We start from the raw sequence: 21,001 nt of genomic DNA, 5'->3' as shown, positions 1-21,001 counted from the left end.
TCAATTCAAGAGTCCCGCTCGGCCATGCCCTGGTCGATGCAGCGCTGGTAGGCGATGACTGCGTCGCCATAGCCCAGCTCAAGGGCATCGGCGATGAAGGCGTGGCCGATGGAGACCTCCAGCACGCCGGGCACGTTGCCCAGAAAGTCCGCCAGGTTGCCCTGGTTGAGGTCGTGGCCGGCGTTCACGCCCAGGCCCGCAGCCAGCGCGGCCTGCGCGGCGGCGCGGTAGCGTGCCAGTTGCGCTGCCTGCTGGGGCGTGCCCCAGGCGGCGGCGTAGGGCTCGGTGTACAGCTCCACGCGGTCGGCGCCCACGGCGCGCGCGGCGGCCATTTGCTCGGGCACGGGGTCCATGAACAGGCTGACGCGCACGCCCAGGCTGTGGCATTCGGCAATCAGCGGCGCCAGGCGCTCGGCATCCTGCGGCAAGGCCCAGCCGTGGTCGCTGGTGAACTGGCCTTCGCCATCGGGCACAAAGGTGGCCTGGTGCGGGCGCATGCCCCGGCCTGCCAGCTCGCGGATGAAGTCCATCAGGTTGTGCGCGGGGTTGCCCTCGATGTTGAACTCGGCCTGCGGCCACTGGCGCAGCAGTTCGGCCAGCTCGTACACGTCGTGCGCGCGGATGTGGCGCCCATCCGGGCGCGGGTGCACGGTGATGCCCTGCGCGCCCGCCTCCAGGCACAGCTGCGCGGCGCGTGTGACGCTGGGAATGCCCAGGTGGCGCGTGTTGCGCACCAGGGCCACTTTGTTGACGTTGACGGACAGGGCCGTGCGGGGGTGTGCAGAGGTCATAGCGATTGCAGGTCCATCATGAGCTGGCGGGTGCGCAGCAGCGGGTGACCACAATGGTATTGCAGCAGCGCGCGCAGTTGGGCCTTGATTTCTCCCCCCACGGAAAAACCGGCGCTGGTCACCGTGCGCAGCACGGCGGTGTAGGCGGCGGCGCTGTCCGGCCGGCCTTTGCCGTCCACCTGATCCAGCGCCAGCTGCAGCGCACGCCACTGCGCGCCAGTCAGAGCGGCGCGATCGCCCGCGGCGGCGGCGCGCAGTCCGCCCTCGGCCACCAGGGTGTAGCGCGACTGCGGCGCCAGCGCGCCCAGGGTGGCGGTTTCCACATCCAGCGCGGGCAGCAGCCCGATCTCGCGCAGCAGCAGCAGCTCGAAGGCGCGCAGCACGGGCTCCAGCAGGCTGTCGGGCGCGCAAGTCGTCGGCTGCGCATCGGCGTGCGCAGCCTCATGGTTTGCAGTGGCCAGCACGCGCACCACGCCGGCATACACGTCAAACAGCGCAGCATGGGGATCGTCACGCGCCAGCAGGCGCAGCAGCAGCTCGTTCAGGTACAGGCCCGACAGCAGCGCGTCGCCCGTGGGCAGCACATGCCCGCCAGCCCATTCGGCGCCCTTGAGCGGGTGGATCTCGCCCTGCCCCTCGCCCGACACGGTGTAGCCCACGCGCAGCGGCTGCAGCGCCAGCAGCACCGGGCGAAAGTTGGAGGTAGGTTTTTTGGCGCCCTTGGCCACCAGTGCCACACGGCCGTGGTGGCGCGTGAACACATCCAGAATCAGGCTGGACTCGCTCCAGTCGTAGCTGTGCAGGATGTAGGCGGGTTCGTCGGCAATGCGGCGCGCGGGCATTTTTTGCTACTTATTCAATAGCTGCCAGCGCTTTACCATCCTGCGCTAGCGGCCTGTTTCACTCATAACCGAACGAGCGCACGCGCGCCTCGTCGTCGGCCCAGCCGCTGCGCACCTTGACCCACACTTCCAGGAACACCTTGGCATCCAGCAGCTTTTCCAGCTCCTGGCGCGCTTCGGTGCTGATGCGCTTGAGCTTTTCGCCCTTCTCGCCAATCACCATGGCCTTGTGGCCGTCGCGCTCCACCACGATGGTGGCCGCAATGCGGATGAAGCGCTTGTACTGCTTGCTCTTTTCCTCGTCCCATTTGTCGATGACGACGGTGGAGGTGTAGGGCAGCTCGTCGCCGGTGAAGCGAAACAGCTTCTCGCGCACGGTCTCGCTGGCCAGAAATTTTTCGCTGCGGTCGGTCAGCTCGTCCTCGGCGTACCACCAGGGCTGCTCGGGCAGGTATTTTTCGCAAATGCCGTACAGCCGCTCGATATCGCCCTTGTTCTTGGCCGACATGGGCACGAACTCGGCAAACGGATGGCGCTCTTGCATGTCGCGCAGCCAGGGCGCGATCTCGGCGCGGCGGTGCACGGTGTCGAGCTTGTTGGCAATCAAAAGCGTGGGGATGCCGGGCTTGAACAGGCTCAGCACCTTGGCATCGGCCAGCGTGAAGCTGCCGGCCTCGACCACGAACAGGATCAGGTCCACGTCGCCAATGGCGCCCATCACGGTTTTGTTGAGCGACTTGTTCAGCGCCGTGCTGTGCCTGGTCTGAAAGCCGGGCGTATCGACAAACACGAACTGGGTGGCGCCGTGCGTGCGTATGCCGGTGATACGGTGGCGCGTGGTCTGCGCCTTGCGGCTGGTGATGGAGATTTTCTGCCCCACCAGCGCATTCATCAGCGTGGACTTGCCCACGTTGGGTTTGCCCACGATGGCAATCAGCCCGCAGCGCTGGCCGGGCACCGCTGGCGCCGGTGCTCCGCCGCCCGGCTGCGCCGCGGCCAGCATGGCTTCAAGGTCGTTTTGGCCGCTAGCGCCCGAATCGTCTGCGCTACCAGCTACAGATTCAGTAGCATTCATACGTTTTTCGCTTTCAACTGGGCCAGCATGGCGCTGGCGGCGGCCTGCTCGGCAGCCCGGCGCGAGGCACCGCTGCCGCGCTCAAGGCGCTGCAGCTCGGGCACTTCGCACTCGACGTGGAACACCTGGCTGTGCGCGGCGCCGCTGGTGGACACCACACGGTACTGCGGCAGCTTCATTTTGCGACCCTGCAGCCACTCCTGCAACGCGGTCTTGGCGTCCTTGGCGGCTTCCTGCAGGCGGGGATTGAGCTCCACGCCTTCAAAAAGGCGGTGCACCAGCGCTTCGGCGCGCTCATAACCGGCATCCAGGTACACCGCGCCGATGATGGCCTCCAGCGCGTCGGCCAAGATGGACGGGCGCAGCTTGCCGCCGGACTTGGCCTCGCCTTCGCCCAGGCGCAGCACCTGCGGCAGTTGCAGGCGCAATGCGATCTGGTGCAGCGAGTCCTGCCGCACCAGCAGCGCGCGCACCCGCGACAGCTCGCCCTCGGGCAGATCGCGCATGCGGCGAAACAACAGGCTGGAGACCGCCAGGCTGAGCACCGAATCGCCCAGAAACTCCAGGCGTTCATAGTGGTCGGCGCTGAAGCTGCGGTGAGTGACGGCGCGCTGCAGCAGGGCAGCGTCGGTAAAAGCGTGCTGCAGGCGCTGCTGCAGCGAGGTGAGACTGTCTGGTGGCACTAAGGGTTTCAGGGTTGGGTCGAATCTTGGAAGCGGTACACCAGGTAGGCCGGGCCGGCCAGCGCAATCTCGCGCGAGTAGCTGAACGACACGACGACCTTGTCGTTGCGCTTGCTGATCTCCAGGTCTTTGCCGCTCACGGACTGGATGTCGTCGATCTGCGCGGCGCGGTCGAACGCGGCACGCACCTCGGGCACGGTGGTGCCGTCGCGCGCGGCCTTGGCTGCAGCCTTCTTGATGGCCAAGTATTCGATGAAGATGGGAATGGACTGCCCGCCGATGGCGAAGGCGCAAACAATAAACAGGCCCACAAAAATCACGCCGATGAACGACAGCCCGCGCTGTTGCCTGCGACTGTTGATGCGTTGCGGTGTCATAGCTGCTTTCCCCCTCTGAATGTGCTGGTTAGTTGAACGACCCGATGCGCTTGAGGTCACCAAAGTTCATCCACACGAAGAAGGCCTTGCCGACGATGTTCTCGTCCGGCACGAAGCCCCAGTAGCGCGAGTCGAGCGAATTATCACGGTTGTCGCCCATCATGAAATAGTGGCCCTCGGGCACCTTGCAGCTCACGCCCTCGACGCTGTAGCGGCATTGGTCACGCCCCGGGAAGTTGCTGGCGCCGTGCACGAAGGCGGGCACCTCGGGCGTGTTCAGGATGCGGTGGCTGCGCTCGCCCAGCTGTTCGTCAAACTGCTGAAAGTAGCGCATTGCGTCGCGGTCAAAGAAGTCGGGCAGCTGCGTGGTGGGCACGGGCTTGCCGTTGACGGTAAGGCGCTTGTTCAGGTACGCCACCTCGTCGCCCGGCACGCCGGCCACGCGCTTGATGTAGTCCATATTGGGCTGCGGCGGGTAGCGGAACACCACCACGTCGCCGCGCTGCAGCGGGTTGCCTTCGGTGATCTTGGTGTTGAGCACGGGCAGGCGCAGGCCGTAGGTGAATTTGTTCACCAGGATCAGGTCGCCCACCAGTAGCGTCGGGATCATCGAGCCCGAAGGAATCTTGAAGGGCTCGAACAGGAACGAGCGCAGCAAAAACACGATGGCGATCACCGGGAACAGTCCCGCCGTCCAGTCCAGCCACCAGGGCTGCATGAGGATGCGACTACTGGCCTCGTGCAGATCGCCCTCGTCCACCTTCTGGATACCCATGCGATCGAGCTCTGCGCGGCGCTGGGCGGCAGCGTCCGCCAGCGCTTGCGCGGCCTGGCGGCGGCGCGGCAAAAAGTAAAACCGCTCAGCCAGCCAGTAGCCTCCCGTTACCACGGTGGCCAGAAACAGCAGCAGCGCGAAGTTGCCTTCGAGCACGCCCAGATACCACGCACCCACGTAGCCCGCGAACGCCGCGAGCACCGCGGCAGTGATGTATTGCATGACTTGCACTGCTATCCGTCCTATCAGTCCTGTCTGTGTCCTGTCAGTCTTCAACCTGCAAGATGGCCAGGAATGCCTCTTGCGGCACTTCCACCGAGCCGATCTGCTTCATGCGCTTCTTGCCCGCCTTCTGCTTTTCCAGAAGCTTCTTCTTGCGGGTGATGTCGCCGCCGTAGCACTTGGCCAGCACGTTCTTGCGCAGCGCCTTGATGGTCTCGCGCGCGATGATGTTGGCGCCGATGGCGGCCTGAATGGCCACATCGAACATCTGGCGGCTGATGATCTCGCGCATTTTGGCGGCCACGGCGCGGCCCCGGTAGGCGGCCTGCGTGCGGTGCACGATGATGGACAGCGCGTCCACCTTTTCGCCGTTGAGCAGGATGTCCACCTTGACCACGTCGGACGGGCGGTACTCCTTGAACTCGTAGTCCATCGAGGCATAACCCCGGCTGACGGATTTGAGCTTGTCGAAGAAGTCCAGCACGATCTCGCCCAGCGGCATGTCGTAGGTCAGCATGACCTGGCGGCCGTGGTAGGCCATGTTGAGCTGCACGCCGCGCTTTTGGTTGGCCAGCGTCATCACCGGGCCCACGTAGTCCTGCGGCATGTACAAATGCACGGTGACGATGGGCTCGCGGATTTCCTGGATCTTGCCCTGGTCGGGCATCTTGGAGGGGTTCTCCACCATGATGAGCTCGCCATCACCGCGCACCACCTCATAGACCACGCTGGGCGCGGTGGTGATCAGGTCCTGGTCGAACTCGCGCTCCAGGCGCTCCTGCACGATTTCCATGTGCAGCAGGCCCAGAAAGCCGCAACGGAAACCAAAGCCCAGCGCCTGCGACACCTCGGGCTCGTACTGCAGGGCAGCGTCATTGAGCTTGAGCTTTTCCAGCGCGTCGCGCAGCGAGTCGTACTGGTTGGCCTCGGTCGGGTACAGGCCGGCGAACACCTGGGGCTGGATTTCCTTGAAGCCGGGTAGCGGCTCGCTGGCCGGGCCCAGGTTGTTCGGCAGCTTCTTTTCAAGTGTGATGGTGTCGCCCACCTTGGCGGCCTGCAGCTCTTTGATGCCGGCAATGATGTAGCCCACCTCGCCCGCATGCAACGCGTCGCGCGGCTGGTTGGCAGGGGTGAACACGCCCAGGTTGTCGGCGTTGTAGGCCGCGCCGGTGGCCATCATCTTGAAGCGCTCACCCTTGAGCAGCTGGCCGTCCACCACGCGTACCAGCATGACCACGCCCACATAGGTGTCAAACCAGCTGTCGATGATCATGGCGCGCAGCGGCGCCTCAGGGTTGCCCTGGGGGGCGGGCACCTTGGCGACGATCAGCTCCAGGATGTCGTCGATGCCCATGCCGGTCTTGGCCGAGCAGGGAATGGCCGCGCTGGCGTCAATGCCGATCACGTCCTCGATCTCGGCCTTGGCGTTGTCGGGGTCGGCATTGGGCAAATCCATCTTGTTGAGCACCGGCAGCACTTCCACGCCCAGGTCCAGCGCCGTGTAGCAGTTGGCCACGGTCTGGGCCTCAACGCCCTGGCTCGCATCCACCACCAGCAAGGCGCCCTCGCACGCCGACAGCGAGCGTGACACCTCGTAGGAAAAGTCCACGTGGCCGGGCGTATCGATCAGGTTGAGGTTGTAAACCTTGCCGTCGCGCGCCTTGTACTGCAGCGCGGCAGTCTGCGCCTTGATGGTGATGCCGCGCTCTTTCTCGATATCCATCGAGTCGAGCACCTGGGCCTCCATCTCACGTTCGGCCAGTCCACCGCAGCGCTGGATGAGACGGTCGGCAAGCGTGGACTTGCCATGGTCGATGTGCGCAATGATCGAAAAATTTCTGATGTGGTTCATCAACGGAATAGGACAAGTGTTTGAACTGCGAGGCTCATGACAAGAAAAAAGGGCGCGTCAAACAAGCGACGCGCCCTGAACCAACAATCTTTGGCAACTGCGATGGTTGGGACTTCATTGTAGGCAAAAAGGTTCGCCGGGTTATGCGCGCCGGTCAGCACCGCAGTCCTCAAGCGGACTGCGCAAAGGCGCGCATTTTATAGGGTGCGGTCTCCGTTAGATAAATTTGTTCTAACACCCCTGGCCATCAGCGGTTCGGGCGGATGTGCAGGTAGTGCGCCCATTCACCGCGCCGCACCAGCACCAGGATCGGCTTGCTCTTGTCCAGCTTGGCCAGAGTGGCCTCGAAGTCCTTGAGGTTGCGGATCTCGGTATTGGCCAGCGCGACGATCACGTCATCCGCGCGCAGGCCGGCACGCGCCGCAGCGTCGCTGGCGGAAACCACACGCACGCCGCCCTTGACCTTGAGCTCCCTGGCCTGCGCCGGCGCGAGTTCAGCCACCACCAGTCCCAGCTGCTGCGCGGCAGCAGACGGCTTGCCGTTGCCCTGCGCATCGGCGCCGGCCTTGGCAGCCACCTTTTCGTCGGGCTCCACCTCGGCAATGGTGATCGCCAGGTCTCGCTGCGCACCACGGCGGAACACCGTGATGCTGGTCTTGGTGCCCGGCTTGGTGTTGCCCACCAGGCGCGGAAGATCGGCTACCTTCTCCACCGCCTTGCCGTCGTAGCGGATGATGATGTCGCCAGCCTCGACGCCCGCCTTCTCGGCGGGCGAGCCCGACTCCACGCCGCGCACCAGCGCGCCCTGCGCCTTGCCCAGGCCGATGGATTCGGCCACGTCCTTGGACACGGATTCGATCTGCACACCAATGCGCCCGCGGGTCACGCGCCCGGTGGTGCGCAGCTGTTCGCTCACGCGCATGGCCTCATCGATGGGAATGGCAAAAGAGATACCCATGAAGCCGCCAGAGCGGGAATAAATCTGGCTGTTGATGCCCACCACCTCGCCGCGCATGTTGATCAGCGGGCCGCCCGAGTTGCCCGGGTTGATGGCCACATCGGTCTGGATGAAGGGCAAGTAGTCGCCGGTGTCGCGCTGCTTGGCGCTGACGATGCCGGCCGTCACCGTGTTCTCCAGCCCGAACGGCGAGCCGATGGCCATGACCCACTCGCCGGCCTTGAGGCGGTTCACATCGCCCACGCGCACCGCTGGCAGGCCGGTGGCGTCGATCTTCACCACGGCCACATCGGTGCGCTTGTCGGCGCCGACGATCTTGGCCTTGAATTCGCGTTTGTCGGTCAAGGTGACAAGCACCTCGTCGGCCCCGTCAACCACGTGGGCGTTGGTCATCACATAACCGTCAGCGCTCAGGATAAAGCCCGAACCCACGCCGCGCGGCAGCAGCTCCTCGGGCTGCTGGCGCTGCGGCCCCTGCTGGCGCGGCACGTTGGGAACGGGTATGCCAAAGCGCCGGAAGAACTCCAGCATGTCCTCGTCCATGCCGTTGACGGACGGGCGCGCCGACACCTTCTCGACGGTGCGTATGTTCACCACCGACGGCCCCACCTGCTCCACCAGTTCAGTGAAGTCAGGCAGCCCGCGCACAACCGGCGCCGACTGGGCATGCACGGGCGACACGGCCACCAGCAAAGCCGCACCGCCAGACACCGCCACCATCACGGCCACGGCGCAGGATTGCAGTCCTTGTTTCCAATCAATCCTCAACATCGTCAACCTTTCCATCCAAAAATGTTCCGCAACAGCGGGAAATGCCGTATGTGAAAACACACCGCGCAATTGGTTCCCTGTGTGGGCGCGGATCGCCTCCGCCACAGCCGCGGCACCAGCGCCCTGAAGCGCCCCAGCAGTCTGGGCCGAAGGTCAGGGATGGCGCCCAAGTCCTTCAATGAAACGCCGCAGCGTGCGCTGCGGCACCTCACCCACTGCGGTCACCCAGGTGTCGCCCAGCACCTTCTGACCTGCCACCTGCGTGGCGCCGACGCTGATCATGCGTGCCGTTGCCGGGTGCTGCTGCGCGTTGTAGGGCTCCATGAACAGCGACAGCGTGGCCATGCCGTCAGAAAAAATACACTGCAGCACCGGCCTACCTTTGTTTGACTGGCGCTGGTAGCTATTTTTTTTGAAGCACCCTTGCGTCACAAATCCGCCCACCGCCTCGCTGATCTGCCAGCCTTCGGCCCGTGCCGTGGTCTGCTGCGTGGGCACGCTCACCAGGCGGTAGCCGTCCATGGCATCCATCTGACGCGCCATGTGCTCCAGCAGCACGGGTACCTCGAAGGCCAGTTCCGAGAACGCAGCCTGTTCAAGCACGCGTTCGCCATCGAGGGTCTGCATCTTGACCAGCAGACCCGAGGCCTTGTCCACCCAGATGCGATAGCCAAACCGCCAGCCGTCGCGCGGGATGAAGGCCAGAATGTCGGTATCCCGCCCCGCCACGCGGTCATTGCCCATCACCTGCACCGTGTAGTGCTGCGACGGCTGCACATCACTGGCCTGGGGCACGCGCGGAAAGGTGACCGGCGCATCGCGCAACTCGCTGAGCACCACGCGCTCTTGCGGCAAGAAGGTGCGCATCTCGCTGTCGCGCCGAAAAATCACCCGCGGCTTACCGCTCAGCGCCTCCACCCGTTCGATCTGGCGCTGGCCCTCACAGACATGCCAGATGCGGGCACTGGTCAGCGTGCCGTTGGCCGAGAGCACGACGAAAGTACCGCTGTAGTCATGGCGCATGGACGCTTGGTGCATGCGGGCAATCCAGCCCCCGGCATCCAGCGTTTCGCGCAGGGACGCAAGCTGCCCGGTTGGTGCAGGCTGAGTCTGCGCACAGGCGGCGGAGGCTGCGGCGGCCACGCCGGCCAGCAGCGCGGCCACACAGGCCATCAGCCAGCGCCGGGCAGCGCTAGTCTTGCGAACGTGACGACCCTGCACTCGCTTCATGCCCACACATTCCATGAGCGAGGTTGCACCACTGGCATGTCCTTCAACGCGCAGGCGCCTCGAAAGTCGCATTGCGCAAAAAACCCGCAGGCATCTGCAGTGCGGAGATGCTGCCAAACTGCTTGTGCGCGGCCAGCAATTCATCCAGGCGCGGATCGCGCAGCATGACCTGCTGGCCGTCCGTGCCGCCAGCCGTGGCCATCAGCGCCGACGCCGGTGGCGCCGAAGAAGGTTGCGCTGCGGCCAGCTGGGCACCCTGCTGGGGCACGGCTGTGGCACCCAGGCCGGCAAGCACGTTCCAGCTCAGCGCGACCACGGCCGCCAGGGAGGCCAACCCCGCCACCAGCTTCCAGCGGAACACGGCCTCATTGGCGGCAGTGTCCCGGGATTGGTGCCGCGGTTCGGACACGCCCGGCGCCACCGGCGCGAGCACCGGCGCGGTCGTCAGGCCCGGGTGCCCGGACTCCAGCGCCAACTGCTCGCGCAACCGGCCCAGCAGCGCCATATCGGCTCCACGCGCCACAGGGGCACTGCGCAGGGCGTCGCCAATCAGGTGATAGACGCGCCAGTCCTCCTGCGCCTGCTGCGTGCCGGCATAGGCCATGACAGCCGCGAACTCTTCGCCCCGCAACTCTCCATCGACCAAAGCCGACAGGTGCTCACGCATCATCACATCGTCATTCATGGTGTCTTTTGCCATAGCACACGTTCCCAGACCATCCAGTTACCACCGTTTACCCGACTGCCTATCCAGCAGCGGCTTGACCTTTGCCGATATTGCCTCGCGGGCACGAAAGATGCGCGACCGCACTGTTCCGATGGGGCAGGACATCACCGTGGCGATCTCCTCGTAGCTCAAGCCTTCGATTTCCCGCAACGTGACTGCCTGGCGCAAGTCCTCGGGCAATGCCTCCATGGCTGCATTGACCGCAGCGGCAATTTCTTGCGCAGCCAGCACGGTCTCGGGCGTTTCATCGTTGGTTAGTTCGCGATCGAGCGGCGAAGTTTCATCGTCGTCGCCAGCAGCGGTGCGCAGGGCGCTCTCCGTGATCACGGGGTTGCGCTTCATGTCCACCAGGGCCTTCTTGGCGGTGTTCACGGCAATGCGGTACAGCCAGGTGTAGAACTGCGCATCGCCCCGAAACTGGTGCAGCGCCCGGTAGGCGCGCAAAAAGGTTTCCTGAGTGATGTCGGGAATCAGGTCCACGTCGCGCACCATGCGCCCTACCAGCCGCTCAATGCGGCGCTGATATTTGATGACCAGCAGCTCGTAGGCCCTCTGGTCACCGGCAAGCGTGCGTTCGACCAGCCGCAGATCGCCGTCGGCGTGATCTTGTGGCACTGGCGGGGATGCTGTCATGTTCTGTTGTGTGCTTGGCCATCCCGGCGGGATGGCATTGCGTGCATTGTGTCCGCGCCAGCAGGCTCCGGCATGGCCGCGCGGGTATTGGAGCCGGGGCGGGCCCGTGAAAAAACGGCGCGCCGCAGCGCTTGCCATTGTGAGTCATCGCTGCGCCGCTCCAGCCACAGCCACTCTAACCGGCCCTGCACAGGCCTGGCGGACAGCAGCATCCAATCCTGCAGATCCAGATGCACACAGGGAACCTGCGACAGGGGCCGGCTTTCATCAGACAGGCCGCTCACCAGCGACCACTGCCCGCCATCCCAAGCCACTAGGCCGGCCGGAAATCGGCGCCACCAATGACCAGCTACCGCAGCGCACATGAGCCACAGTCCCAGTCCTACCGGCGCCTTGAAGACAGCTGACGTGCTGGCACTGAAAACCAGCCAAGCCATCGTGCAAGCCAATCCTGCGACCAACAGCACCGCCAGCGTGCGGCCCACTACCATTGAACGACCGTATGGGTAGCGCACAGCAGGCGCATGGGAAGGGGTGCGCATCGCAGCGATTCGTGGGTTACGTTCAATGCGGCGAGGCGAAGAAAGGGCCCATCACACCCCTGGGCGACAGGGCCGTAGCGCCCCAACCAGTCACACGCGCCGGAAAACCAGCGTACCGTTGGTTCCACCAAAACCGAAGTTGTTCTTCAGCGCAACGTCGATCTTCATGTCACGCGCCGTGTTGGCGCAGTAATCCAGATCGCACTCCGGGTCTTGCTCGAAGATATTGATGGTGGGCGGCACCTTCTGATGATGCAGCGCCAGCACAGTGAACACGCTCTCGATGCCACCGGCGCCGCCCAGCAGGTGCCCCGTCATGGACTTGGTGGAGTTCACCACCATCTTTTTGGCATGGTCGCCCAGCGCTGCCTTGATGGCATTGGTTTCGTTCAGATCGCCCAGCGGTGTCGAGGTGCCGTGTGCGCTGAGGTAGTCCACCTGATCTGCATTCAAGCCGGCGTTGCGCAAAGCCGCCAGCATGGCGCGACGAGGACCGTCCATGCTGGGCGCCGTCATGTGACCCGCATCGGCACTCAAGCCGTAGCCAGTGATCTCGGCGTAGATGCGCGCGCCGCGGGCCTTGGCATGCTCGTACTCCTCAAGCACCAGAACGCCCGCGCCTTCACCCAGCACGAAACCGTCTCGATCCTTGTCCCAGGGGCGTGATGCCGTCTTGGGATCATCATTGCGGGTGGACAAGGCGCGCATTGCGGCAAAGCCACCCACACCCAGTGGCGACACGGTGGATTCGGTTCCACCCGCCACCACCACGTCTGCATCACCGTATTCGATCTTGCGGGCGGCCTCGCCGATGCAGTGCAGACCCGTGGTACAGGCCGTCACGACAGAGAGATTGGGCCCTTTGAATCCAAACCGCATGGACACCTGCCCCGCCACCATGTTGATGATGGATGCAGGCACAAAAAACGGGGTGATGCGGCGCGGGCCGCGTCCGACGAGCTCGGCATGTGTGTTCTCGATCAGCGGTAGGCCACCAATGCCGGAGCCAATGATGACGCCGATGCGCGTGGCCAGTTCCTCGTCCAGAGCCTCGCCCGTGGGCAGACCCGCGTCGTGCACAGCCTGCTGGGCTGCGGCAACGCCGTAGTGGATGAAGCTGTCCATGGTTCGCGCATCCTTGGCGCTGATGTAGGCCTCCAGGTCAAAACCCTTGACCTCGCCCGCAATCTTGCAGGCAAAGTTCGAAGCATCGAACTTGGTGATGAGGTCGATACCGGACTTGCCGGCGAGGATATTGGCCCAGGCATCTGCCACCGTATTACCTACGGGAGAAATGCAACCCAGGCCGGTCACGACAACGCGACGACGGCTCATGCGTTTTTAACCTTTTGCTGATCTCGGATGCGCGCCCCTCGCGGGGCGACTTGACTTAGGCCTTTTGGTGGGTGTTGGCGTAGTCGATGGCGTTTTGCACCGTCGTGATCTTCTCTGCGTCTTCGTCAGGGATCTCGATGCCGAACTCGTCTTCCAGCGCCATCACCAGTTCCACCGTGTCCAGCGAGTCTGCGCCCAGGTCGGCCACGAAGGCCTTTTCATTGGTGACTTGAGACTCTTCCACGCCGAGTTGTTCGGCAATGATTTTTTTGACACGTGCTTCGATATCGCTCATGGTTTCCCTCAGGGGGTTGTGAATGAATCCGCGATTCTAGCCGCTTCGGGGTATGCCCCTGTCGCAGCCCGCCGCACGGACGATCCGGCGTTAACTGACTTCAATTACATGTACATGCCGCCATTGACATGCAACTCCTGCCCCGTCACATATCCCGCGCCGACAGACGCAAGGTAAGCCACAGCATGGGCGATGTCACTGGGCTGCCCAAGATCACCCATGGCGATCTGGGATTTGAGCGCTTTTTTCTGCTCTTCCGGCAAATCGGCGGTCATGTCTGTGGCAATGAACCCGGGCGCCACACAATTCACCGTGATGCCGCGGCTACCCAGCTCGCGCGCCAGTGCGCGGGTCATGCCGGCCACGCCAGCCTTGGCCGCTGCGTAGTTGGCCTGACCAGGGTTGCCCGATGCACCCACCACACTGGTGATGCTGATGATGCGCCCAAAGCGCTGCTTCATCATGGGCCGGATGACCGCACGGCTGACGCGGAATACGGCCTTGAGATTGGTGTCCAGCACGGCATCCCAGTCGTCGTCCTTCATGCGCATCGCCAGCGTATCGCGGGTGATGCCGGCGTTGTTGACCAGTACATGCAGACCGCCATGCTCCCGGACGATGGCATCCACCAGTGCGTCCACAGCGGCGCCGTCAGTCACATTCAGCTTCACGCCCTTGCCGCCGTGCTCCGCAAGCGCCTGGGTGATGCGCTCGGCACCTTCGTCAGTGGTCGCAGTGCCGATCACCTGCAGGCCACGCGCAGCCAATTCAGCAGCAATGGCAGCGCCAATGCCGCGCGTGGCGCCGGTCACCAGTGCAATGCGGGATTGTGCAGACTCGCTCATGCCAGCAGCTCCTTAGTTTCGGCCAGCGTGGCCGGGTCATAGATTGAAGCCCCCACCAGTTGAGGGTCGATGCGTTTGGTCATGCCGGCCAGCACTTTGCCAGGGCCGCATTCGATCACATGCGTCACGCCGCGGGCCTGGAGGGCCTGCACACACTCCACCCAGCGCACGGGCCCAAAGGCCTGGCGGTACAGAGCGTCGCGAATGGCGTCGGCATCCTGCTGCACCGCCACATCCACGTTATTGACTACGGGGATGCGTGGCGCACCCAGTTCCAGCACAGCGAGCGCGGCGCGCAGCTTCTCTGCAGCGGGTTTCATCAGACTGGAGTGAAACGGCGCCGACACAGGCAAAGGCAGGGCGCGCTTGGCACCGGCCGCCTTGAGCAATTCGCAGGCCTTGTCCACACCGGCCCTGGTGCCGGCAATGACGGTCTGCGCAGGATCATTGAAGTTGGCCGCCTCGACCACCTCGGACGAGCCAGCGCCAAAGCTGGCCGTCGCCTCGGCACAACCCGCCACCACCTTGTCAGCATCCAGGCCCAGGATGGCGGCCATGGCGCCAGCGCCGATCGACACGGCCTCCTGCATGGCCGCGGCGCGCAGGCGCACCAGCGGGGCTGCCTGGGCCAGAGTCAGGACACCGGCTGCCACCAGCGCAGAGTATTCACCCAGCGAATGCCCGGCCAGCGCGACGGGCTGCGCGCCACCCTGCTCGCACCACACGCGCCAGGCAGCAACGCCAGCCACCAGCATCACGGGCTGGGTGTTGGTGGTGAGTGCCAATGCCTCTTTGGGGCCAGCGTGGATGAGTGCTGCCACGTCCTCACCCAGTGCGTCAGAGGCCTCGCGCAGTGTCTGCGCCACCACGGGATGGTCACCCCAGGCGTCGAGCATACCCACCGACTGGGAGCCCTGACCGGGGAACACGAAAGCGAAAGATTTCGACATGTTCTTATCAGTTATGCATCAAAAATAGCTTCAGCCCTTTGGAATCAGGCGCTTTCAGCTACATTTTCAAGAGCACAGCGCCCCAGGTAAAACCGCCGCCAACGCCCTCAAGCAACACCGTTTGGCCCGGCTTGACCTGACCACTGCGCACGCCGTGATCCAACGCCAACGGAATCGAGGCAGCCGACGTATTGCCATGCTGATCCACCGTGACCACCACCTTGTCCATCGACAGCTTCAGTTTGCGCGCCGTGCTTTGCATGATGCGGATGTTGGCTTGGTGGGGAATCAGCCAGTCGATATCGGCGTCGGTCATCCCAGCCTTGTCCAGCGTGGCGCGCGCAGCTTTTTCCAGCACGCCAACGGCCAGCTTGAACACGGCCTGGCCGTCCATCTTGAGCAACGGGTCGCCCAGAACCTGCCCGCCATAGACATTGCCCGGCACGCACAATATGCCGACATGGCTGCCATCGGCATGCAGGTCGCTGGCCAGAATGCCGGGAGTGTCGGAAGCCTCCAGCACCACGGCGCCCGCCCCGTCACCGAACAGCACGCAAGTGGTGCGATCCTTGAAGTCCAGAATGCGGCTGAACACCTCGGCCCCCACCACCAAGGCACGGCGGGCGCCGCCCGAGCGGATCATCGCGTCGGCCACCGTCAGCGCGTACACGAACCCGCTGCACACCGCCTGCACATCGAAAGCCGGACAACCATTTGCCCCCAGCTTGTTTTGCAAAATGCACGCTGTGGACGGAAACACCATGTCCGGCGTGGATGTGGCGACGATGATCAGGTCAAGATCCTGCGCCTGGCAACCAGCCGCCTGCAGCGCGCGGCACGAAGCCTCCAGCGCCAGGTCGCTGCTGGCGACCTCGCGCTCGGCAAAGTGGCGAGCGCGGATGCCCGTGCGCTCCACAATCCACTCATCGGAGGTCTCGATGCCCTGCTGCGCCAGCTGGGCCACCAGATCATCATTGGTTACCCGGCGCGGCGGCAGGTAGCTGCCGGTGCCGGTAATGCGTGAATAGCGTGTCATCAAGGTAGATAGGAGCGCGACCAGTCAGGGAGCAGGCTGCGCATCCGGGCCAGCCAGCAGCGGCGCCGCATGCGCCACCCGCATGCGGACGCGGTCGAGCAGGTTGTTGCGGGCCGCATCATACGCCCGGATCAAAGCCTGCTCGAAGGCCAGCGCATCGGCTGACCCGTGGCTCTTGAACACCAACCCCCGCAGGCCCAGCAAAGCCGCGCCGTTGTAACGGCGGTGATCCATGCGCCGCATGAGCGCAGAAAGAACCGGATAAGCGACGATCGCGGCCATTTTCGTAAAAATGCTGCGAGAAAACTCTTGCTTGAGGGCACCAGCAATCATCGACGCGACGCCCTCGCTCGCCTTGAGGGCGACGTTCCCCACAAAACCGTCACACACCACAATGTCCACGGTGCCTTTGAATATGTCATTGCCCTCGACATTGCCATAAAAGTTCAAATCGCCGGATTTGGAAGCAGAACGCAGCAGTTCGCCAGCTTTCTTGATGACGTCGTTGCCCTTGATGACCTCTTCGCCAATATTGAGCAAGCCCACCGACGGCTCTTCGCGGTCTTGCAACACCGACACCAGCGCCGAACCCATGACAGCGAACTGCAACAAATGCTCGGCCGAACAATCGACGTTCGCCCCCAGATCCAGCACCGTAGTCGCCCCACCCTGGGCGTTGGGCATTTGGGTAGCAATGGCGGGGCGGTCGATACCGTCCAGCGTCTTGAGCAGATAGCGCGCGATGGCCATCAGCGCGCCAGTGTTGCCCGCCGAAATAGCAGCCTGCGCGGCCCCGTCCTTCACCTGCTGTATGGCCACGCGCATGGACGAATCCTTCTTGCGGCGCAGCGCAACCTCGACGGCGTCGTCCATGGTGACGACCTCGGACGCCACCACATGCACGATGCGTTCATGCATCAGCGCCTTGACGTTGTCCTGCCCACCCACCAGGATCAGGCGAGCGTCGGGGTGATGCTCGAGGAACTGGCGGCACGCGGGAAGCGTGACGCCGGGGCCATGATCGCCCCCCATGCAGTCAACAGCCAGTGTGATCATCAGCAGATAGTCGGGCCGTCCGGCGGCCGTTAGGTGAAGGGAAATGCGTCAGCCTGGAACGCGACAAAACGACAAAGGCCCGCGCTACTTTTCTTGTAGCAGCGGGCCCGAAGGTTACGCAGCCTGGAGTCAGGCTTCAGACTTGTTCTTCAGCACCTGGCGGCCGCGGTAAAAGCCGTTGGGGGTGATGTGGTGACGCAGGTGAATCTCGCCAGTGGTGGGCTCAACTGCGGTACCAGGCACCGTCAGGGCATTGTGCGAACGGTGCATGCCACGCTTGGAGGGGGACTTCTTGTTTTGCTGAACAGCCATGATCGGCTCCTAGGGTCTTGAAAGGTGAGTGGAAAACGCGATTCAACCCACTAAAGACACGAGGGGATTCGCGCGAAGCCCGCAAGTATAGCTCAAACCGGCTGCACCCCTTCGCGCGCTGCAATCGCAGCGATGGGCGTCAGGCGCCTGGTGTGTCCTTTCGCAGGCCAGCCAGCGCGGCGAAAGGGTTGGGCTTTTCGGCGCTGGCCTGCTCGAAATCCTCGTCTCTTGACGCCAGCGTGACCGGGGTCGGGCACTCGTCATGGCGCGGCACCACGGGCAGGGCCATCAGCAGCTCGTCTTCGATCAACTCTCGCAGATCAAACTCACGGCTCAGCGCCAGCAGATCCTCTTCGCTGTCGGTGTCGAGCGCCTCGGCCGTGGCCTCGTCAGCCACGAAGCGGAACTCTCGATCCACCTCCAGCGGCACGTCCACCGGCTGCAGGCAGCGCTGGCAAGTCATGGGCAGCGTGGCCGTGGCAGTCAGGCGCAGCCAGATCTCGCCCTCCACGCCATGCGTGGCGCGCATCTCGCCGTCGGCGGACCAATCCACGCGCAGGTCGGGATGCAGGCCCTGGGCCTCTTCGGCCAGCCGCTTGTACTTGAGCAGTGTTTCATGACCGGACAGGTGGGCGCCGGCCTGCGCGAAGGCCTTGACGTCGAGCCGGTCGGGGGAATGTTCCTTGGTCATGGCGGGCAGTGTAAGAGAATCGATACATGCCCCCATCCTCCACCCTCCCGCGCTCCCTGGTATTGGGATCGACCTCGCGCTACCGGCGCGAACTCCTGGCCCGCCTGGGCCTGCCTTTTGATGTGGCCGCCCCGGCCGTGGACGAAACCCCGCTGCTGCACGAAGCCCCGCGCGCGCTGGCGTTGCGCCTGGCGCTGGCCAAGGCGCGCGCCGTTGCTGCCCTGCACCCCGAGGCGGTGGTGATCGGCTCCGACCAGGTAGCCGACCTGGCTGGCCACGCCCTGGGCAAGCCCGGCACGCACGAGCGCGCCGTGGCGCAGCTGCAGTTGATGAGCGGCCACACCGTGGTGTTTCACACCGCTGTGGCCGTGGTCTGCCAGGCCAGTGGTTTCGAGCAGGTTGATCTGGCACCGGTGAGCGTGCGCTTTCGCGACCTGTCGCATGACGAGATCGAGCGCTATCTGCGCGCCGAGCAGCCCTACGACTGCGCCGGCAGCGCCAAGAGCGAGGGGCTGGGCATTGCGCTGCTGGACGCCATCGACAGCGACGACCCCACCGCCCTGGTCGGCCTGCCTTTGATTCGCACCTGCCGCATGCTGCGCGCCGCAGGGCTGGTGCTGCCATGAGCGAAGCCACCACAGCTCCTGCGACCAGCGCGCAGCCAAGCGCGAAGGGCAGCCTCTATCTGGTGCCTGCGCCGCTGGACTTTGGCTGCGACAGCGAGGCTGCCCTGACCCAAGTGCTGCCTGACGGCACGCTGCGACGGGCCGCGCAAATCACCCACTGGATCTGCGAAAGCGCCAAAAGCTGCCGCGCCTACCTCAAGCGCGTGGACGCTCTGCACCCGCTGGCCGCGCCGCTGCAGGCCCAGCAGATCACTGAACTGCCGCGCGAGGTGCACAAAAAAGGCGACCACGGCGTGCGCGGGCATGCGCCCTTTGACGCCCGCCCGCTGCTGGCGCCGGCTCTGGCGGGCCATGACGTGGGACTGGTCAGCGAAGCCGGCATGCCCGCCGTCGCCGACCCAGGCAGTTCGGTGGTGCGCGCTGCGCACGACCTGGGCCTGCGCGTGGTGCCGCTGGTGGGGCCGGTGTCGCTGCTGCTGGCACTGGCGGCCAGCGGGCTCAACGGCCAGAACTTTGCCTTTGTGGGCTACCTGCCGCAGGACGCCGGCGAGCGCAGCAAGCGCCTGCGCGAGCTGGAGGCGCTGGCCCAAAAACAGGGGCAGACCCAGCTGTTCATCGAGACCCCCTACCGCAACGCCGCGCTGTGGCAAGCCATGCTGCAGACGCTGCAGCCGCAAACCCGGGTGGCGCGCGCCAGTGGCCTTACGCTAGAGGGAGCCCATGTCGCCAGCCACACGGTGCGCGAATGGCGCCAGGCCGCGGCGGCGCCAGACAACCGCGTGCCCACGGTGTTTGCCGTCGGCGTCTGACGGTGTGCGAAGGTGCCTGAGGGCTCCACAGGCCCGTCAAAGCCGCTAAATGCGCGCCCGTACGCTATCAAAAAAATAGCTTTTAGCGCAGGTTTTACAAGGGCCAAGGGCTTATTTGGCCAATAGTGCCGCGCCGTCAGCGCAACTGCGGCAGCTGCACGGCCGCCAGGCCCTTGATGGCGCCCATGCCCACGGCAGCGCCAAACTTCTTGGCCAGCCGCTCGGCCACGTTGTCGCGGCGGGTGTAGTCGATCACATCTTCGGCCTTGACCACCTCGCGCGCCACGTAGTCCAGGCTGCCCAGCTGGTCGGCCAGCCCCATCTCCACCGCCTGCTGGCCAGTCCAGAACAAGCCGCTGAAGGTTTCAGGCGTGGCCTTGAGGCGATCGCCCCGGCCTTGCTTGACCACGGTGATGAACTGCTGGTGAATCTGATCCAGCATCTGCTGCGCATAAACGCGCTGCCCCTCGGTCTGGGGGCTGAACGGGTCGAGAAAGCCTTTGTTTTCGCCGGCAGTGAGCAGGCGGCGCTCCACGCCCAGTTTTTCCATGGTGCCGGTGAAGCCGAAACCGTCCATCAGCACGCCGATGCTGCCCACGATACTGGCCTTGTCCACATAAATACCGTCCGCCGCCGCGGCGATGTAATAGGCGGCCGATGCGCAGGTTTCTTCGACCACGGCATACACGGGCTTGTTGTACTTGGCCTTCAGGCGGTGGATTTCGTCGTTGATGATGCCCGCCTGCACGGGGCTGCCGCCGGGCGAGTTGATCAGTAGCACCACGGCCTGCGAGCCCGAGTCCTCAAACGCACTGCGCATCGCGGCCACGACGAACTCGGCGCTGGCCTCAGCGCCCGCGGCGATTTCGCCCTTCACATCCACGACCGCCGTGTGCGGCGCACTTTTGCTGGCGGCGGTCATGTCGCGCGAGATGGCCATCCAGATCACCAGCGCTACCACCGCGATCCAGGTCAGTCGCCAGAAATTGCGCCAGCGCCGGGCCGCGCGCTGCTCGGCCAGCGTGCCCAGGACGATCTTTTCGATCACCTCGCGCTCCCAGCCCGGGGCGCCAGACGCGGCCTTTAGTGCTTCTTTTTTTGTAGCATTTTGCGCCCATAGATCGGGCGCTGGAGGCGGATTCATGCCTGATCCGGCGGGTTCGGTGCGGGTGGGCTCGGTCATGGGGTCAGAACTCTACGGTGTGCAGGTGGGCGGCAGTATGCCAGTGCACCATGTCGCCCTCTTCAGTCAGGGCAATCTGCACCAGGCCACCGCGGCAGGGCCCGCCCGCGCAGGCGCCGGTGTCGGGCTGATAGGCCGCGCCGTGGGTGGCGCACAGCAGCCAGCTGCCGGTGTCGTCAAAAAACTGGCCTTCCTGGTAGTCCATCTCGATGGGCACATGGGTGCAGCGGTTCAGGTAGGCGTACGCCCGGCCCCGGTAGCGAATGGCGAAGGCGCGGCAAACCTGGCCGCAATAGCGCACATCGAAGGCCACGGCGCGGCCGCCGTTCACCAAGGCATCGGCAGGGCACAGGGGAATGTGCCGCGGCATTGGCGCGGCTACGGG

Annotated in this window: 24 protein-coding genes; 2 read left to right on the top strand and 22 right to left on the bottom strand. The window is 64.6% G+C overall.

All coding sequences use genetic code 11. The features are described from left to right. Window positions 1–5 precede the first annotated feature (5 nt). The 20 genes from AB7E35_RS02290 to AB7E35_RS02195 all read right to left on the bottom strand — a co-directional run bounded on the left by AB7E35_RS02290 (window position 6) and on the right by AB7E35_RS02195 (window position 17,998). Window positions 6–791 carry a pyridoxine 5'-phosphate synthase gene (locus tag AB7E35_RS02290; protein ID WP_428162402.1) on the bottom strand — a complete coding sequence of 262 codons (786 nt, stop codon included), beginning with the start codon at window positions 789–791 and terminating at the stop codon, window positions 6–8. After that, complete coding sequence (gene recO, locus AB7E35_RS02285; RefSeq protein ID WP_428166994.1) at window positions 788–1,633, bottom strand: DNA repair protein RecO; 846 nt, start codon at window positions 1,631–1,633, stop codon at window positions 788–790. The genes AB7E35_RS02290 and recO overlap by 4 nt, the downstream gene beginning before the upstream one ends. 58 nt (window positions 1,634–1,691) lie before the next feature. After that, the gene (gene era / locus AB7E35_RS02280; protein WP_428162400.1) at window positions 1,692–2,708 is read right to left on the bottom strand and encodes a GTPase Era; all 1,017 of its coding nucleotides are present in this window, start codon (window positions 2,706–2,708) and stop codon (window positions 1,692–1,694) included. Further along, entirely contained in the window at window positions 2,705–3,391 is a 687-nt protein-coding gene (gene rnc, locus AB7E35_RS02275; RefSeq protein ID WP_428162399.1) for a ribonuclease III, read from the bottom strand. Before rnc ends, era begins: the two co-directional genes overlap by 4 nt. 8 nt (window positions 3,392–3,399) lie before the next feature. After that, complete coding sequence (locus AB7E35_RS02270; protein ID WP_428162398.1) at window positions 3,400–3,768, bottom strand: DUF4845 domain-containing protein; 369 nt, start codon at window positions 3,766–3,768, stop codon at window positions 3,400–3,402. A 28-nt stretch (window positions 3,769–3,796) separates the two neighbouring features. Next, window positions 3,797–4,774 carry a signal peptidase I gene (lepB, locus tag AB7E35_RS02265; protein ID WP_428162397.1) on the bottom strand — a complete coding sequence of 326 codons (978 nt, stop codon included), beginning with the start codon at window positions 4,772–4,774 and terminating at the stop codon, window positions 3,797–3,799. Window positions 4,775–4,808: 34 nt separating this feature from the next. Next, a complete protein-coding gene (gene lepA, locus AB7E35_RS02260) occupies window positions 4,809–6,617 on the bottom strand; it encodes a translation elongation factor 4 (protein ID WP_428162396.1) in 1,809 nt (602 codons plus the stop codon). A 247-nt stretch (window positions 6,618–6,864) separates the two neighbouring features. Further along, window positions 6,865–8,346, bottom strand: coding sequence for a DegQ family serine endoprotease (locus AB7E35_RS02255; RefSeq protein ID WP_428162395.1), 1,482 nt, complete (start codon window positions 8,344–8,346; stop codon window positions 6,865–6,867). Window positions 8,347–8,499: 153 nt separating this feature from the next. Continuing rightward, entirely contained in the window at window positions 8,500–9,576 is a 1,077-nt protein-coding gene (locus AB7E35_RS02250; protein WP_428162394.1) for a MucB/RseB C-terminal domain-containing protein, read from the bottom strand. Between the two features lie 43 nt (window positions 9,577–9,619). Next, entirely contained in the window at window positions 9,620–10,261 is a 642-nt protein-coding gene (locus AB7E35_RS02245) for a sigma-E factor negative regulatory protein (protein WP_428166993.1), read from the bottom strand. A gap of 39 nt (window positions 10,262–10,300) precedes the next feature. After that, window positions 10,301–10,936, bottom strand: coding sequence for an RNA polymerase sigma factor RpoE (gene rpoE / locus AB7E35_RS02240; RefSeq protein WP_428162392.1), 636 nt, complete (start codon window positions 10,934–10,936; stop codon window positions 10,301–10,303). Continuing rightward, window positions 10,933–11,478, bottom strand: coding sequence for a hypothetical protein (locus AB7E35_RS02235; protein ID WP_428162391.1), 546 nt, complete (start codon window positions 11,476–11,478; stop codon window positions 10,933–10,935). Before AB7E35_RS02235 ends, rpoE begins: the two co-directional genes overlap by 4 nt. Window positions 11,479–11,568: 90 nt before the next feature. Next, on the bottom strand, window positions 11,569–12,813 hold the full coding sequence (fabF, locus tag AB7E35_RS02230) for a beta-ketoacyl-ACP synthase II (RefSeq protein WP_428162390.1): 1,245 nt from the start codon (window positions 12,811–12,813) through the stop codon (window positions 11,569–11,571). 55 nt (window positions 12,814–12,868) lie between these two features. After that, a complete protein-coding gene (gene acpP / locus AB7E35_RS02225; protein ID WP_003058049.1) occupies window positions 12,869–13,108 on the bottom strand; it encodes an acyl carrier protein in 240 nt (79 codons plus the stop codon). Window positions 13,109–13,212: 104 nt separating this feature from the next. After that, entirely contained in the window at window positions 13,213–13,953 is a 741-nt protein-coding gene (gene fabG / locus AB7E35_RS02220; RefSeq protein ID WP_428162389.1) for a 3-oxoacyl-ACP reductase FabG, read from the bottom strand. Further along, window positions 13,950–14,903 (bottom strand): ACP S-malonyltransferase, encoded by a 954-nt coding sequence (gene fabD / locus AB7E35_RS02215; RefSeq protein ID WP_428162388.1) that lies wholly within the window; start codon window positions 14,901–14,903, stop codon window positions 13,950–13,952. The genes fabG and fabD overlap by 4 nt, the downstream gene beginning before the upstream one ends. A 58-nt stretch (window positions 14,904–14,961) precedes the next feature. Then, window positions 14,962–15,939, bottom strand: coding sequence for a beta-ketoacyl-ACP synthase III (locus tag AB7E35_RS02210; protein WP_428162387.1), 978 nt, complete (start codon window positions 15,937–15,939; stop codon window positions 14,962–14,964). Window positions 15,940–15,963: 24 nt separating this feature from the next. Beyond that, window positions 15,964–16,995 (bottom strand): phosphate acyltransferase PlsX, encoded by a 1,032-nt coding sequence (gene plsX, locus AB7E35_RS02205; protein WP_428162386.1) that lies wholly within the window; start codon window positions 16,993–16,995, stop codon window positions 15,964–15,966. Window positions 16,996–17,124: 129 nt separating this feature from the next. Continuing rightward, window positions 17,125–17,307, bottom strand: a complete 183-nt coding sequence (gene rpmF, locus AB7E35_RS02200; RefSeq protein ID WP_428162385.1) for a 50S ribosomal protein L32 — start codon at window positions 17,305–17,307, stop codon at window positions 17,125–17,127. A 139-nt stretch (window positions 17,308–17,446) separates the two neighbouring features. Continuing rightward, a complete protein-coding gene (locus AB7E35_RS02195) occupies window positions 17,447–17,998 on the bottom strand; it encodes a YceD family protein (protein ID WP_428162384.1) in 552 nt (183 codons plus the stop codon). Window positions 17,999–18,024: 26 nt separating this feature from the next. On the opposite strand from AB7E35_RS02195, the gene AB7E35_RS02190 reads away from it, so the two are divergent. Continuing rightward, entirely contained in the window at window positions 18,025–18,624 is a 600-nt protein-coding gene (locus tag AB7E35_RS02190; RefSeq protein ID WP_428162383.1) for a Maf family nucleotide pyrophosphatase, read from the top strand. After that, window positions 18,621–19,433 carry an SAM-dependent methyltransferase gene (locus tag AB7E35_RS02185; protein ID WP_428162382.1) on the top strand — a complete coding sequence of 271 codons (813 nt, stop codon included), beginning with the start codon at window positions 18,621–18,623 and terminating at the stop codon, window positions 19,431–19,433. The genes AB7E35_RS02190 and AB7E35_RS02185 overlap by 4 nt, the downstream gene beginning before the upstream one ends. A 136-nt stretch (window positions 19,434–19,569) precedes the next feature. Here AB7E35_RS02185 and AB7E35_RS02180 read toward each other — a convergent pair whose 3' ends face one another. Next, window positions 19,570–20,616, bottom strand: a complete 1,047-nt coding sequence (locus AB7E35_RS02180; protein ID WP_428162381.1) for a S49 family peptidase — start codon at window positions 20,614–20,616, stop codon at window positions 19,570–19,572. Between the two features lie 4 nt (window positions 20,617–20,620). Then, on the bottom strand, window positions 20,621–20,986 hold the full coding sequence (locus AB7E35_RS02175; RefSeq protein ID WP_428162434.1) for a Rieske (2Fe-2S) protein: 366 nt from the start codon (window positions 20,984–20,986) through the stop codon (window positions 20,621–20,623). Window positions 20,987–21,001 lie beyond the last annotated feature (15 nt).

The organism is Diaphorobacter sp. (assembly GCF_050251835.1).
Taxonomy (GTDB): domain Bacteria; phylum Pseudomonadota; class Gammaproteobacteria; order Burkholderiales; family Burkholderiaceae_C; genus JBFXIE01.
This window is presented reverse-complemented; position numbering and strand designations above follow the sequence as displayed.

What these genes read in the sequence shown, in the direction of transcription:
- AB7E35_RS02290 (WP_428162402.1), bottom strand. Translation starts at nt 791, where the DNA reads ATGACCTCTGCACACCCCCGCACGGCCCTGTCCGTCAACGTCAACAAA.
- recO (WP_428166994.1), bottom strand. Translation starts at nt 1,633, where the DNA reads ATGCCCGCGCGCCGCATTGCCGACGAACCCGCCTACATCCTGCACAGC.
- era (WP_428162400.1), bottom strand. Translation starts at nt 2,708, where the DNA reads ATGAATGCTACTGAATCTGTAGCTGGTAGCGCAGACGATTCGGGCGCT.
- AB7E35_RS02270 (WP_428162398.1), bottom strand. Translation starts at nt 3,768, where the DNA reads ATGACACCGCAACGCATCAACAGTCGCAGGCAACAGCGCGGGCTGTCG.
- lepA (WP_428162396.1), bottom strand. Translation starts at nt 6,617, where the DNA reads ATGAACCACATCAGAAATTTTTCGATCATTGCGCACATCGACCATGGC.
- AB7E35_RS02255 (WP_428162395.1), bottom strand. Translation starts at nt 8,346, where the DNA reads ATGTTGAGGATTGATTGGAAACAAGGACTGCAATCCTGCGCCGTGGCC.
- AB7E35_RS02250 (WP_428162394.1), bottom strand. Translation starts at nt 9,576, where the DNA reads ATGAAGCGAGTGCAGGGTCGTCACGTTCGCAAGACTAGCGCTGCCCGG.
- AB7E35_RS02245 (WP_428166993.1), bottom strand. Translation starts at nt 10,261, where the DNA reads ATGAATGACGATGTGATGATGCGTGAGCACCTGTCGGCTTTGGTCGAT.
- rpoE (WP_428162392.1), bottom strand. Translation starts at nt 10,936, where the DNA reads ATGACAGCATCCCCGCCAGTGCCACAAGATCACGCCGACGGCGATCTG.
- AB7E35_RS02235 (WP_428162391.1), bottom strand. Translation starts at nt 11,478, where the DNA reads ATGCGCACCCCTTCCCATGCGCCTGCTGTGCGCTACCCATACGGTCGT.
- fabF (WP_428162390.1), bottom strand. Translation starts at nt 12,813, where the DNA reads ATGAGCCGTCGTCGCGTTGTCGTGACCGGCCTGGGTTGCATTTCTCCC.
- acpP (WP_003058049.1), bottom strand. Translation starts at nt 13,108, where the DNA reads ATGAGCGATATCGAAGCACGTGTCAAAAAAATCATTGCCGAACAACTC.
- fabG (WP_428162389.1), bottom strand. Translation starts at nt 13,953, where the DNA reads ATGAGCGAGTCTGCACAATCCCGCATTGCACTGGTGACCGGCGCCACG.
- fabD (WP_428162388.1), bottom strand. Translation starts at nt 14,903, where the DNA reads ATGTCGAAATCTTTCGCTTTCGTGTTCCCCGGTCAGGGCTCCCAGTCG.
- AB7E35_RS02210 (WP_428162387.1), bottom strand. Translation starts at nt 15,939, where the DNA reads ATGACACGCTATTCACGCATTACCGGCACCGGCAGCTACCTGCCGCCG.
- plsX (WP_428162386.1), bottom strand. Translation starts at nt 16,995, where the DNA reads ATGATCACACTGGCTGTTGACTGCATGGGGGGCGATCATGGCCCCGGC.
- rpmF (WP_428162385.1), bottom strand. Translation starts at nt 17,307, where the DNA reads ATGGCTGTTCAGCAAAACAAGAAGTCCCCCTCCAAGCGTGGCATGCAC.
- AB7E35_RS02195 (WP_428162384.1), bottom strand. Translation starts at nt 17,998, where the DNA reads ATGACCAAGGAACATTCCCCCGACCGGCTCGACGTCAAGGCCTTCGCG.
- AB7E35_RS02190 (WP_428162383.1), top strand. Translation starts at nt 18,025, where the DNA reads ATGCCCCCATCCTCCACCCTCCCGCGCTCCCTGGTATTGGGATCGACC.
- AB7E35_RS02185 (WP_428162382.1), top strand. Translation starts at nt 18,621, where the DNA reads ATGAGCGAAGCCACCACAGCTCCTGCGACCAGCGCGCAGCCAAGCGCG.
- AB7E35_RS02180 (WP_428162381.1), bottom strand. Translation starts at nt 20,616, where the DNA reads ATGACCGAGCCCACCCGCACCGAACCCGCCGGATCAGGCATGAATCCG.
- AB7E35_RS02175 (WP_428162434.1), bottom strand. Translation starts at nt 20,986, where the DNA reads ATGCCGCGGCACATTCCCCTGTGCCCTGCCGATGCCTTGGTGAACGGC.